The organism is Gemmatimonas aurantiaca T-27 (assembly GCF_000010305.1).
In the GTDB taxonomy this organism is placed as follows: Bacteria; Gemmatimonadota; Gemmatimonadetes; order Gemmatimonadales; family Gemmatimonadaceae; genus Gemmatimonas; species Gemmatimonas aurantiaca.
Window position 1 is genome coordinate 1,189,687 of record NC_012489.1, and the last position, 13,335, is coordinate 1,203,021.

Consider the following 13,335-nt stretch of genomic DNA (forward strand, 5'->3'; position numbering starts at 1 on the left):
GGAATATTCTGTCGAGGGAGTCGGTCAGACCGCAGGAGAAACGGACGTCATGTAGAACTCTTCGATGCGCACCGGCGGTACGAGCGCCGCCGTGCCGCTGTCGAAAGACTCGCCGAGCAACATCGGCACGGGCTTCCCCACGAGCGTGACGTTGTTGTAGCCAACGAGCGGAGACATGTTCCAGCGGAAATTCTGCACGGGGCCGACGATCTCACCGTTTTCGATGAGGAAGAGACCGTCGCGTGTCATGCCCGTGTTGAGAAGTGGCTGTTCCTGCGATGGCACACCGCGGATGTACCAGAACGAGGTCACCAGCAGCCCACGACGCGTCTGCTTGATCATCTCTTCCACGGAGAGATTGCTGCCTTCCTGCACGAGGCTCTGGTTGGTGGACGCAGCCGCACCGGCGCCGAGTGTGCGCAGTACACCGTTCTCCACCCACGTGACGGGCGCCGCGGGCTTGTTGTCCGGGCCAATGGTGGACTGCCGCAGCACCTGATTGCCGATGTCGCTCTTGAGCGTGAAGAGATCGCTGAAGAGTTTGTCGCCGGGCTTCTTGCCGCGCATGAAGCTGTCGGGGCCACCGATGCCGCCGAACATGCCGCCGCCACCACCGCCACCGCCTCCACCACCGCCAGGAGGACCACCGGCTGCCGCATCAGGCGCACCGCCGCCACCAGCGCCGCCGCCGCCACCCGGTGGACCTCCAAAGCCGCCACCACCGCGTGCGCCGAAGATGCCGGTCACCAGCGACAGGAAGCGCGCGTTGGCCCGCGGCTCGAGAATCACCGTGTAGCGGCCCGGCTCGAGTGCCTTGGCATTCCGGCTGCGCAGCGCCTTTTCGGACGCGCGTTCCGTGAGCGCCTTCACGTCGATCATGCTGAAGTCCTTCACCCCACTGATGGCGGCAAACCCCGAGCCGCTGCCATCGGCCATGCGGCAGGTCAGCACGAATCCGAGATCGGCCGAGCGATAGTAGGCGAAGAGCCCCTTCGAGTTGGCGGTGGCGTTGGCCATGTCGTTCTTCGGCATGTAGCCGGCGCCCACCACACCGCGAGACGCGGCAATGTCGATGCTCTCCTTCACCATGCGCCCACGTTCCGCTGGCCCCACGTTCACCATGTTCGGCAACACGGAATCGATCGGGATGTAATTCTGCGCGCCGAGCAGTTCGGGCAGGTTCTGCGAATCCTGCGCCGCCTGGGCATCGGCGATGGCTTCCGCGACCATCGTCTTGAGACCGGCGTCCGACGTGTCGCGTGTGCTCGACGTGCCGACCTTCTGACCGACCCGCACCGTGACATTCACGTTGAGGTCGAACTGGACGAGGTTCGTGGTGATGGAGGAGTTTGCCCATCGGGTGCCGGAGCGTTCACCACCGGTGAACTGCACCTCGACGGCGTCAGCCTTTGCCATGTCGATCACCTTGTCGGTGATCGCCTTCACTTGATCGCGTGTGTACATGCGCGGGTTACGCGGGGAAGAAGGGGATTGCTGGGACGGGACGAGCCAAATCAGGGAGAGCCGCGACGCCTACGTAGCCACCATTCCGTCCCAAATGCGAGGGCCAGCGGCACGATCCACCAGCCGGACCGCATGGGGTGCCAGGGAGCGGTGTGGCGGCGGTCGCCGACGGCCGTGGCGACCAGGCCAGCCAGTGAGTCGATCGCGCTCGCCGGCAGTACCCGGCCCCCTCTGGATTGCGCCCACGCGGCCAACTGTTCGATCGGGCGATCGTCTGGTGGGGGCGGAACGGTGTCGTTGGGCAGGAGTGATACAAACGCCGTGTCGCCCGCGAAAATGCCTCGAAGCAGCACAGCCTGATGCGCCGTGGCGCCGTGCGGGAGCGCAATGGGCGGCCACGTGGCACGCCAGGTATTGGCCACATGGGTCGGCAACAGTCGCACCAACACGGTGTCGGTGGGGCCGATGCGCTGCACGATGGGGCGTGCGTCGGACCGCGTGCCGGATGGATCGATGCGCAACATCCGGGATCGCGGCGCGTCATTCCCCGCCGATGGTGCGACGAATGTGATTCGTGGCGCGCGCCGGAGGGCCGCGTCCGCGACGAGATCGCGCCAAGTGCCGTCGAAAGTGGAGCGCCCTTCGTCCCGGAATCGCCAGGCGTCGAAGGCGGAACTGACCAGCAGTGTGCCGCGTCCATGGGGCACGCGCCACACAACCGGTGCCGGTGAGTCTCCCGGCGACGGGGAGAGGTCTGCCACCGGTTCGGCATCCGTGGGCAAGCGCTGCGGTATCGCGATGGCCGTGGCCAGCAGATGCACCGAGTCACTTACCGAAACGAATCCGGACCGTTGGTGCACAGCACGTGGCACGTTGGACGGAAGCGCCGGCAGCAGGCGCCAGGTTCCGGTTCCCAGTATCGCATCCAACCCGTTGTGCACGGCGGACAGTGTGCCGTTGGCGAGCAGATGATCGGGCAACAGCAGCACCGAAAGACCATGGACCAGCATGAGGCGATCGAGAGCGGCCACGTCGGCCGCACTCAGCGCATCGGGTGCGCCGACGATAAGGACATCGGGCAGCGAGGCCAGGCGCTCCACGGCCGCCAATGAGCCCGCGGCCTGGGTCGTTGCACGACTGATCTGGCGCGACGTGACCACGCGGCTGCTCACCACAAAACGATCATCCCGTTCCACGGCGCGGCGTACAAAGGTCGACAACCAGGATGGACGCGCATCATAGACGAGCACGCGCCATGGTGTGGCGCGCGCATGCATGGGGTGACGCCAGTGCAGGGTGTCCGCCCCGTCGATGAGGCGCACATCCAGCATGTGCGTTCCCACGCGGGTGGGCACGTAGGGCAGGCCCGTGGTCGTCCGCGATGCCGGCGTGAGAGACACTGCCTGTGTGGCCACCAGGGCGCCGTCTTCCCGTAACTCCAGCGTGGCACGGGCGGTGTCTGCCATGCGTCGAACGGCTCCCGCATCCCGGGCCACACGCACCTGCAACGTGGTGCGACCATCGAGGGGCACCGATGTGGGCGCCGTCCACTGCTCGACATGGAAGCCCTGCCGCGTGGGCGTGGCCACCACAAAACTGGCAATGGTATCGGATGCCACAGTGATGGGGAGACGCGAACCCACCACCACCTGCACGTCGGCGCCCGGCGTGGGACCGGCGACAACGGTCGCCTGCGCAGACAGGCGCTGTCGTACCCGCTGCAGCAAGGGCGCATGCCGGCTGCTGTCTGCCGAAAGCAGGGCCACAACGGGTGGTACCGACCGCGTCACGCTGAAAACGGGATCGATGATCCCGGTGAGAATGATGAGGATCGCGATCGTGCGCGCGATTTGTTCTTTCAGCGGAACCGCAGGCTGCGAGGTGGCGTTCACGGTGGCGTGCTCCGTTGACGCACACGTCCGAGCTGCTGCTGGATATCGCGGATACCGGTTGCGTCGTCGCGCCCAGAGGCTCCCCGCGACAGGCCACCTGACAACGACGTGAGCCAGCCGGACAACGCCAGAGAGGCCGAATCGCGCGCTGCCTGGGCCGATGGTGTACGACCCGCCGATTGCTGGAGCCAGCCGGCGATACGCTGCGCCCGGGCATCGCCGGCATCGAGCTGCAATACCCGGAGTGCCAACTGATGGTAGGACGGGACCGGCTCTCCGGACGAGGGCCGTCCCTCACCACCAATCAGGACCGTGTCGAGGATGGCCCGAATCGCCAGGCGTTGTGTGGCGGGATCTCCGACCGGTGTGGGCAGTGGCGCACGCGCGACACTATCCAACGTCCCGCTGAGCCGGCGTGTGAAATCGAGCGCTTCCCGCTGTGAGAGCGCCCGCATGAGGAATCGCTGTCGGGCGAACGCTTCTTGCAAGTTGGTCAGTGCCGTTCTTTCGTGTCGCAGAGCGGTGGTGAGATCCTGCTCACCGAGGGTGAGCGCGGCGCGACTCATGGCACGGATGGCGGTGAGCAGTGCGGCGCGACCGCGATTCACCATGCGCCCCGCGGCGAGATCGGCTTCACTCTCGGCCTCATGAGACTCGTCGAGATCGGCAATCCCATTTTCGTCGGCGACCAGAGCTTGTTCAAACTCTCCGCCCATCATGAACACAAATTCCGCCCGCACGCGCCGTTGCTCGGCGGCCAGTTGACGGGATTGCTCTTCGACGGCCGTTCCGGCGAGTGACTTCTGCGCCGCAATCAGGCGTTCGGTCTTGAGGATGACCATTTGTTGACTGACGGCGTACCGGTCTTCCTCGGGGTCGAGCGCAAAGCCGGCCGCGGCGATGCCACCGGCCGCAGCACGTTCAACGATGAAGGCATCTGATTCCACCGGCGCCGCCCCAGGCCGAGCATCGGCCACACGTACCCGGTATACGACAAGGTCACCGGGTTCCTTGAGCAACGAATCGAGCGGAATGGTGCCGTTGGCCCGCCACTGTGTCGGTGCGCTCCGCACAATGTGTAGAGGAACGCGACCTTCATCGAAGGTGAATCGTTCTCCCGATCCGGATACCTTGGTGATGTGCAGTTCGAGCAGGCGAAGGCCGATATCATCCCCGGCTTCGATCGTGATTGGAAGTGACGTGCGTGTGCTGTCGACCACCAGATCGCGCGCCGGTGCGGTGATGCGAGCGGTGGGAGCGGCGTCGGTGCGCATGGCAATCGCCATCAGGTGCGGATCACCGGCTTGGGCCCCTGGCGTCAAGGCGACAAACCCATCCCGTTGCACCGTGCCGCGCCATACAAAGTCGCCGCGTAGCGGTTTCGGTATCCGTGTTTCACCGGAGTCGGTGGCAACGACCAGTGTATCGGCCGTCGCTGCGGCGGTGATGAGCAGTGTACTGCCTTCGAGCGCGTCGATGCGCGTTGGATTGCGTACGGATTGCGCGGGGCGGCCTGTGTAGGTCGGCGGTGTGATCGTGACATCGACGCGTGAGATCGATGCCGTGCCGGCAACTCGCGCGATGGCATCACGTACACTGCGATCCGCCGCGCCGGCCGGAATCAGGCGCGCGGCGGCGACGGCCATGATCCACAGTGGCACTGCGACCCCAATTGCTCGGCCCACCCCCGTCCATGGCAACAGCGCCGCGACATTCACGGTGGATGCCAATTGCGCTGCCCGATCACGCACCAGATCGCGGATGTGCAGGCTCTCGGTGCCTCGCGTGGACGTTGCCGGGTCAGAGCGCTCGAGTGCGGTGAACAACAGGTTCCGTGAAGCCGGCACGAGTTTCTCCATGTCGGCCGCCGCGGCCTGCGGTGTGCGCCGCAAACGCGCGAAGAGGTAACCCACCGCAGCGCCTATACCGGCGAAGAGCATGCCCCGCAACAACGCCCACACCACCAGCGTGAGCGTTGTACCCTGCACGGGCACGAGGGGCGGGATCACCAGATGGCGCAATTCCCAGAGCACGCCAATGTCCACACCGATGGCAGCGCCCATGCCGGCGCTCAGCGCAGCACGCCGCGCACTGACCGCGTGCAGCAAATGCTCCACCGGTGCCGTGCGTGACGACACATTGGCCGCTTTCATGATCGGCGGCGCATGATCCACTCCACCACGGCCAATACCAGCACCAGCATCCATCCCCACCGCGCCCAGGTGGGTGTGGAGTGCCGATCGGCCTGCGCGCCGATTCCAATGGGTGGCCCAGATGGCAACTGTTGCCATTGCTGCACCACCGCGGCACTCCGGAAGTCGCGGTCAATGCCGGCGCCTGCGCGCAGGCCCCGAATAGCAGGGTTGTCCGATAGCGCCAGCAGCACCGCCGTCGCGAGGGCGGGGTGTTCGGGAATCTGCGAGATCACCACCGGCATGTCGTCATGCACCACGCCGATCAGCGCCGGAAATCCCGCGGCGTCAAAATGCAGGGGGACGTTCGTGGAGTCGGTCAGCGCGCTGTGGATGCTCGTGTCGGTCTGCAGCCGGGCGGTCATATCGCGAACGGCCTGGTCGTCTGCGACCGCGAGCAGCCGCGCAATAGCTGGTGCGTCATCTGATGGCCTGATGGCACGACGCCGCAGGCGCTGCTGGTCGTTTGCTGTGCCCACCAGGAGTGGATGCTGCAACGTCGAATCGCCGCTCACCAACGTGGTGGTTGTCGGCAGGCGAAGCACCACCGCGCCTCCCAGCGCGTGAACTGCCGCCACCACATCCTCGGCCAGTTGCGCACTCAAGGCGGTGATCCACTGTACCGTATCGCGCGGTGCCCGCAGCTCGATGAGGCCTGGCCCCGCGCTTGGCGATGGGACCTCATGCACCAGGGTGAGGCGCAGGTCACGTGGCAGTGCCACGATGTCCGAGGAGTCGAGCGCACTGAACGGAAAACTGCTGCGGACAACGAGTGCGCGAGGTGCGGCCTGCGTCTCGAGCCACGCGGCAGCGCGTGTGATGGCGGTACGCAGTTCGTCAGACTCGGCAAAGAGTACCAACGAGTCTCCGGTGGCTGCGATATGGTCCGCTGCTCCGCCGTACGCCGAATTTCCGGGCGTGCGACGTTCTATGACCGAGGCCGTGGCTGCCGCGGTGTTGCGGGATCCGTTTTTGCCGGCCGAAGAGCTGGAAGAGGTGTTGGTGGCGCGATCCACCCACAACGGTTGTGCCAGCGCGGCGACCGCCACAGCCAGCAGTGCCATGCGCACGGCCAGCAGTGGCAGATCACTCACCGACGAACGCCGTGTCGGTCGCAGAGCGGAAGCTTCGAGGAACCGCAACGTGGGGAATTCCACGACCCGCGGCGGGCGTCGACTGAACAGGTGCACTACAATGGGTATCACCAGCGCACCAAGGCCCGCCCATGCCCAGGGATTGAGCCACTGAATCATGACCGGCCCGCGTCAGACAACCGGGACAGGCCCGTCACGTGTTCTCCACACGAACCGCGTGTGACGCGCCGCTCGTGCGGCGGAGCAGATAGTCGCGCAGCGTCTGCTCCGGTGCCTCGCTGCAATCGAATCGACCGTAGTCGATGCCTTCCCGCTGCGCAAAGCGCTGGCAACGATCCAGAAAGGCGTGGTGTGCCGAGGCGTACCGTTCCCGCGCGGTGGGCGAGTCGACCAGCACACGACGTCCGGATTCTGCATCGCGCACATCGACTTGCTCCGTGAACGGCCACTGGCGCTCATCGGCTGCGACCATCTGCAGCATTGCCACGTCGTGGCCTCGTTGTACCACATGCCGCAATTCGCGCTGTGTCTCGATCTCCTGATCGTAGAAGTCGGACAGCACCATGATGAGACCGCGGCGTTGCAGCAGTTCGGCCGCGCGTCCGATGGCCAGTGGTGGATCCCAGACACCGTGCGCCGCGGCCTGTTCGAGGCGAGCCAGCAGGGCGCGCAGATGCACACGGCCGCTGCGTGCCGGCAGGTAGTGCATGGTGGTATCCTGCGCGCCCGCCGCGTGTGCCAGTGTCATCAATCCCACGGCGTTGCCCTGGCCAATGGCCAGATAGGCCAGGGCGGCGGCAAGCAGCACGGCATACCGCAGCTTCGAATGGACGGCACCGGCCGGATAGTTCATCGACTGGCTGGTATCGAGCACCAGCATCACCCCGACATTGGTGGTCTCCCGGAACTGGCGTGTATAGAGCCGGTTGCTGCGGGCGTACACTTTCCAGTCGAGGTGCTTGAGATCATCGCCCGCACGATACAGTCGGTGCTGGTGGAACTCTGCACCGGCGCCATGAAACGGACTGCGATGGCCACCCACACGCAGTCCTTCCACCACGACCCGCGCAGCCAATTCGAGATCGTCGATGGCCGTGACGAGCGTGGGTGACAATCCTGCGGGGCGCGGTGCGTCCATCGGGCGACCCTCTAGCGGTGCACCGTGTCGAGCAACTGCCGAATCACGCGGTCGACCGACATGCCTTCGGCTTCGGCGCGGTAGTTCACCAGCAGGCGATGTCGCAGCACGGGGAGCGCCACGTGGGCGATGTCATCCAGCGACGGGACGACACGACCGTCGAGCAGTGCCGTGGCCTTGGCCCCAAGCAGCAGCGCTTGCCCCGCGCGTGGGCCAGCGCCCCATCGTACCCACTCACGGACTTCTGGCGGGCAGGTCGTGTCGGCGGGCCGGGTGGCGCGTACCAGTCGCAATGCGTAGTCCACCACATTCGATGCGGCTGGGAGAGCACGCACCAGATGACGTGCCGCCTCGAGTTCTTCGCCCGTGGCAACGGGAGCCACGCTTGCCTGGGCCTCGGCCGTGGTATCGGCCAGGATGCGCCGCTCGTCGTCGATCTCCGGGTAATCGATCACGACGTTGAACATGAAGCGATCGAGCTGCGCCTCGGGCAGCGGATGTGTGCCTTCCTGCTCGATGGGATTTTCGGTGGCCAGCACGAACAGCGGGCGATCGAGCGCATGCCGCACACCACCCACCGTCACCTGGTACTCCTGCATGGCCTCGAGCAGCGCGGACTGCGTGCGTGGTGGCGTGCGATTGATTTCGTCCGCGAGGATGACATTGGCGAACACCGGGCCGGGGATGAACCGCACATGCCGTTTGCCGGTGTTCGGATCTTCTTCAATGACTTCCGTGCCGAGGATGTCGGACGGCATCAGGTCGGGCGTGAACTGAATGCGGCTGAAGCGCAGGTGCATCGCGTCCGCCAGCGTCTTGATCAGCAGGGTTTTGGCCAGCCCGGGGACACCACGCAGCAGGCAGTGTCCACCGGCCAACAGGCAGGTCAGGACTTCCCGCCGCACCTGGCGCTGACCAATGATCACCCGACCGATTTCCTGATCGAGTCGATGGGCAAGGGCCGCGGCGGATTCGAACTGCGCGTCGGGTGTGGTCATGGAGCCGGCGTAGCGTCGTTGGGGCAGGGGCAGGATGTGGGAAGATACGCCGATGTCTGGAGGAGCGGAGCGCCAGGTGGTAACGTCGAGTCATGACGAACCGGAACCGCCTCGCTCTCCTGCTCTCGGTGATCTCGCTTGCGCTGCTTTGGCCCGGACTGGTGGAGCCGGTGCTGACCATCAAAGCCACGATGGACCTGTTCGGGGTCACGCGGGAGCTCACCAACGAAACACGCAGTGTCGTGGGGGCCATCCGCAGTCTGCACGACACGGGCAACGACTTTGTGGCGGGGCTGATCTTGTTGTTCAGCGTCCTGGTGCCACTCACCAAGGCGGCCCTGCTGGTCCCGATTCTTGCGCTGCGTGGGTCGCCGTGGTCGTACCGGCTGTTTGTGTTCGTGCGTGCGATCAGCAAGTGGTCGATGGCCGACGTGTTTGCGGTCGGCATGTTGATCGCCCTGCTCGTGGCCAAGGGGACGGCGAATCTTTCGGCGATCGCCGGTGTGGGCTTCTACTATTTCGCGGCCTATTGCCTCGTATCGAACGCGGCCTTTCAGTTGTTGCAGATCGAGCGAGTCCCGGCCTCACCCCAGGCGTGATCCGTGCACCGGCGAGGGTGACCACCGCCGGTGGCCGTTCGCACTAACGCGGCGGCGCGGCGGGCTTGGCCGGCGTGATACGGAATTTGGCAATCGGCTTGTTGTCGAGATTCACCATGCCCTCGATGACCCGCGCGGCGGCCGATGCGCCCGAGAGTGTGCCGTCGTGTTCGAGCAACCGGTTCTCTGGCGCGGTGACCACAAAACGAAGGCGATTGCCGTCTTTCACCACTTTGGCGATCGGCCCCGCACCCTGACCAGGAACCATGGCCACGCCACCCAGCGCGCCATTGGTCTGCGTGAAGTTGTATGTGACCGGCACGACAATGGTGCTGTCACCCAGGGGAATCGTGGCGGTGCCGGACCATGCGCCGAGTAGTGTCGAGGCGTCGTCCGTTTTGGAGGTGGCACTGGCCTGGCGGTTGGTCCCCTTGTTGACGCCCGGTTGTGGCTTGGACGGCCCCTGGGCCTCACTCGCACGCGGGACCGCGAGCAGGCAGAGCGCGAACAGAGTGGCCAGTGCGGTCGAACGAATCATCCAGAAATCTCCTGAGCAGGGCGACGAAGCCGGAACACGCCAGTACACGAAAGCTGTCTCCGGGTGCCGAAGGATGGGAGGGTGCCGTTCGCGGTGTGATGCAGGACAGATTTCCCGCATGGCGGAACCCTTCAAGAATTTCATCAATGCGGAGCTCGTGCGGAGCGCCGCGAATCAGTTGCAGCGGGTCGACGCCCGCTTCAAGGCAAAGCCGTTCGTCGCCCGTGTGGTGCCCCAACTCGATGCGCTCGAGCTCAAGGCCCGCGCGTTGTGTGTGGCTGATGCACTGGCCGACGCCCTGCCGGCTGATTTTGACGATGCCACCAACTTGCTCGAGCGCGCCCTTGCTCCCGTCGGAGTGCGCGATGATGCGCCGGCCATGCACCTGTCGGGCGATGGTCTGAGCGGATGGTTTCTCTGGTCGGTGGGGGAGTATGCCTCGCGCCGTGGCATCGACCATCCCGAGCGCGCCCTGACCTTTCTGCATGCGCTCACACAGCGCTTCACGGCGGAATTTGCCATTCGGGCACTGATCGTGGCGCATCCCGAACTGGTGTACCGCAGTCTGGCGCAGTGGGTGCATGACGACAGTGAACACGTGCGGCGTCTGGTGAGTGAGGGAACGCGTCCGCGGTTGCCCTGGGGGCTACAATTGCGGACCCTCATTGCCGACCCGTCGCCATCACTGCCGCTGCTCGAGGTCCTGCTGGATGATCCCAGCGAATACGTGCGACGCAGTGTGGCCAATCACCTGAACGACATTGCCAAAGATCATCCGGCCCTGGTGGCCACCTGGGTGGAGAAACACCTGCCGGGTGCATCGCCCGAACGACGCGCGTTGCTCAAGCATGCCTGTCGCACGCTGATCAAGAAGGGCGATCCGCGCATTCTCGAGGCGTGGGGACTGGGCGCGAAATTCCGCGGCACCGCCACGCTGTCCATCGCCCCGCGTCGCATCACGCTGGGCGGTGCGGTGGAACTCACGCTGGACCTCACGTCCACGTCGAAGCAGCCCCAGTCACTGGTGATCGACTATCTGGTGCACCATGTGAAAGCCGACGGTCGCACATCGCCCAAGGTGTTCAAGGGGTGGACCGTGACGTTACCGGCGCGCGCGGCTCGTACGCTCACCCGCAAGCACGCCGTCAAGCCGATCACCACACGCACCTACTACGCGGGGGTGCATCGTGTGGAAGTCCAGATCAACGGCACGGTGGTGGCTGAGGCGGAATTCCGACTGGCGCTCTAGAGACGCCACGGGATGGGCGTGAGGGCTTGTTGCAGCGCACGCACAAAGGCCGTCGTGCGCGCGCTGCGTCCTTTGCGTGGGCCAATGAGTGCCACGACCGGCGCATCGGGCAGGGCATAGCCGTCGAGCAGTCGCACCAGACGACCGGTGTGCAGGTCGTCGGCGACGCTCCACTCCGACCGCACGATGATGCCTTCACCGCTCAGCGCCCAGGCCCGGACGACGTCGCCATCATTGCTCGCCAGTACGGGTTCGATGCGAACCTGCGTGGCCGGTGTGCCCCGTCGAGCAAATCGCCAGAGCGTGACATCCTCGTCATTCTCGCGCAGTGCGATGCAGCGATGGACGAGCAGATCACGAGGCACCTCCGGTATCCCGTGACGCTGCAGATAGTCGGGCGCGGCGCACAACACGCGGTCATTGGCCGCGAGAGGACGCGTGACAAACGACGACTCGGGCATTTCCCCGATGTGCACCGCGACATCCCATGAATGATCGGTCGCTTTGCCGCGTCGATCCGACAGCATGAGATCAATCGTGACCGCCGGATGCGCACGCTGAAACGTCGCCACCACCGGCGCGATGTAGGCCCGCCCGAATCCGAACGGCGCCACCACCCGCAAGTGGCCCGCCACGGCGCCTCCGCGCGCCGACAGCGTTTCCGTCAGCTCAGCGATCTCGTCGGCCAGGATGCGACCGCGCGAGGCCAGCAGCTCCCCTTCATCGGTGAGTGCGATATGTCGTCCGCTGCGATCGACCAGCCGAACGCCCAGTCGTCGCTCGAGTTCCTGCAGGCGTTGCGTGACCGCCGATGGCGTGACGTCGAGCTCACGCGCTGCGGCCGCCAGGGACGGCGATCGGGCCACCGTGCTGAAGAAGTCGAGGTCCGCCGTGGTGAGCATTCAGTTCAATCTACACGATCCGGCGACAATCGTTACTCGGGAGCTTCATGGAATTGACGGTTCGGCAAGGCTATGTTGGGTGACCGTCGCTGCCTCGCTACCTCTGGGATGGGGTTCAAAATCTCTTGCCGATGAAGACCGACGTTTGGGGCGCGCGTTGGCGCGGCGCACACTGATTCCGCCGAGCGACGGGGCTGAGCGGCCGCAGTCCGTGGGGCTGGCTCCGCACTTCAGTGCGTCGCAGCAGGCCTGGATCGTGCACCGACCTGAGGACATCCGCGCAGTGTTGCGAGATGGTCGGTTCGGTCAACTCGGTGCGCCCGTGCGTGGTGAGGCTTCGAACGCTGATGCGTCCAACCAGCCGGCGCTCGCCGAACAACCGCAGCGGTGGTGGATATCGCCTGAGAGTGCTGCGCTGCTTCGGCCGGATGCGCGGTCGATGGAAGGGTTTGTCCGGCAGCTCCGACATCTGATTTCCATTCAGACCGATCGCACGCCTCCGAACGTGCCGACAACCGTGGATCTCATGGCGACGATCATCCGCCCATGGTGCCATCATGTGACGGCAGTGTTGTTGGATCTGCCGATCGCGGTGGTGAACGAGGCGGAACCGCTGACCCGGCAGGTCTTCGAAAGCGCGGCACTCGTGATGCCGGCGGAGGATGCGGTGTCCTCCGTGTCTGATGCCGCCGGAGCGACGCAGGCGTTGTCGGATCGATTGGCGCCGTATCGCTCCGCGCAGCGTCCCGGTGATGGGCTCGACATTCAGGCTTGGGTCGCACTCACCCAATCCTTGCCGGCACTGATCGGGGCTGGAGCACGGCGACTGGTGGCGCCTGATACGACGAACACCTGCCCATTCGCCGGGTCGGAGACAGGGATGGCCCGGGCCATCAACGACGCGTTGCTGGCGGCGGCGTCGCCCGTGCGTGCTCTGTTCCGCACGGCCCTGCAGCCCGCCACCATTGCGGATACCGTCATCGTGCCGGGCGATCGTGTCATGCTGATGGTCGAAGGCCATGCCGAATTGGTGTTCGGTGACGGCCCGCACCGCTGTGCAGGGGCCACTCTGGTCCGCGCGCTCTTTGGGGCCGCTCTGCGGGTGCTCGGAGACGCGCCCATCACGGGGCTCGCCGATCCGGCGCCTGGGCGTGCCGTCTGGGTCGATGGGGCGGCCCTGCGGGTGCTGCGGTCACTTTCCGTGGAAATGCACCGGCCGTTGTAAGGCACTTGTAAGGCAAAACCCGACCTTCGGCTATCAAGCCTGGC

At 65.5% G+C, this 13,335-nt stretch carries 11 protein-coding genes; 3 read left to right on the forward strand and 8 right to left on the reverse strand.

The window, feature by feature from the left end; translation table 11 throughout:
• Positions 1 to 24: 24 nt before the first annotated feature.
• Genes GAU_RS20440 through GAU_RS05185 form a run of 6 tightly spaced genes read right to left on the reverse strand, consistent with a single transcriptional unit; the run spans position 25 to position 8,778 of the window.
• Positions 25 to 1,464 carry a metallopeptidase TldD-related protein gene (locus GAU_RS20440; RefSeq protein WP_012682500.1) on the reverse strand — a complete coding sequence of 480 codons (1,440 nt, stop codon included), beginning with the start codon at positions 1,462 to 1,464 and terminating at the stop codon, positions 25 to 27.
• Positions 1,465 to 1,514: 50 nt separating this feature from the next.
• The gene (locus tag GAU_RS05165) at positions 1,515 to 3,356 is read right to left on the reverse strand and encodes a hypothetical protein (RefSeq protein WP_012682501.1); all 1,842 of its coding nucleotides are present in this window, start codon (positions 3,354 to 3,356) and stop codon (positions 1,515 to 1,517) included.
• Positions 3,353 to 5,563, reverse strand: a complete 2,211-nt coding sequence (locus GAU_RS05170; protein ID WP_041265281.1) for a DUF4175 family protein — start codon at positions 5,561 to 5,563, stop codon at positions 3,353 to 3,355. The genes GAU_RS05165 and GAU_RS05170 overlap by 4 nt, the downstream gene beginning before the upstream one ends.
• Complete coding sequence (locus GAU_RS05175; protein WP_012682503.1) at positions 5,506 to 6,801, reverse strand: BatA domain-containing protein; 1,296 nt, start codon at positions 6,799 to 6,801, stop codon at positions 5,506 to 5,508. Before GAU_RS05175 ends, GAU_RS05170 begins: the two co-directional genes overlap by 58 nt.
• Before the next feature lie 34 nt (positions 6,802 to 6,835).
• Positions 6,836 to 7,780, reverse strand: coding sequence for a DUF58 domain-containing protein (locus GAU_RS05180; RefSeq protein WP_012682504.1), 945 nt, complete (start codon positions 7,778 to 7,780; stop codon positions 6,836 to 6,838).
• An 11-nt stretch (positions 7,781 to 7,791) separates the two neighbouring features.
• On the reverse strand, positions 7,792 to 8,778 hold the full coding sequence (locus tag GAU_RS05185; protein WP_012682505.1) for an AAA family ATPase: 987 nt from the start codon (positions 8,776 to 8,778) through the stop codon (positions 7,792 to 7,794).
• Between the two features lie 92 nt (positions 8,779 to 8,870).
• On the opposite strand from GAU_RS05185, the gene GAU_RS05190 reads away from it, so the two are divergent.
• Positions 8,871 to 9,377, forward strand: coding sequence for a paraquat-inducible protein A (locus tag GAU_RS05190; RefSeq protein ID WP_012682506.1), 507 nt, complete (start codon positions 8,871 to 8,873; stop codon positions 9,375 to 9,377).
• Positions 9,378 to 9,420: 43 nt separating this feature from the next.
• Here GAU_RS05190 and GAU_RS05195 read toward each other — a convergent pair whose 3' ends face one another.
• Positions 9,421 to 9,915, reverse strand: coding sequence for a hypothetical protein (locus tag GAU_RS05195; RefSeq protein WP_012682507.1), 495 nt, complete (start codon positions 9,913 to 9,915; stop codon positions 9,421 to 9,423).
• A 118-nt stretch (positions 9,916 to 10,033) separates the two neighbouring features.
• Here GAU_RS05195 and GAU_RS05200 point away from each other — a divergent pair, with 118 nt between their 5' ends.
• Entirely contained in the window at positions 10,034 to 11,164 is a 1,131-nt protein-coding gene (locus tag GAU_RS05200) for a DNA alkylation repair protein (protein ID WP_012682508.1), read from the forward strand.
• On the opposite strand, the gene GAU_RS05205 is transcribed toward GAU_RS05200, so the two are convergent.
• Positions 11,161 to 12,066, reverse strand: coding sequence for a LysR family transcriptional regulator (locus GAU_RS05205; protein ID WP_012682509.1), 906 nt, complete (start codon positions 12,064 to 12,066; stop codon positions 11,161 to 11,163). The two genes, GAU_RS05200 and GAU_RS05205, sit on opposite strands and share 4 nt — an antisense overlap.
• A gap of 211 nt (positions 12,067 to 12,277) precedes the next feature.
• Here GAU_RS05205 and GAU_RS05210 point away from each other — a divergent pair, with 211 nt between their 5' ends.
• A complete protein-coding gene (locus tag GAU_RS05210) occupies positions 12,278 to 13,291 on the forward strand; it encodes a hypothetical protein (RefSeq protein ID WP_169307593.1) in 1,014 nt (337 codons plus the stop codon).
• Positions 13,292 to 13,335: the final 44 nt, after the last annotated feature.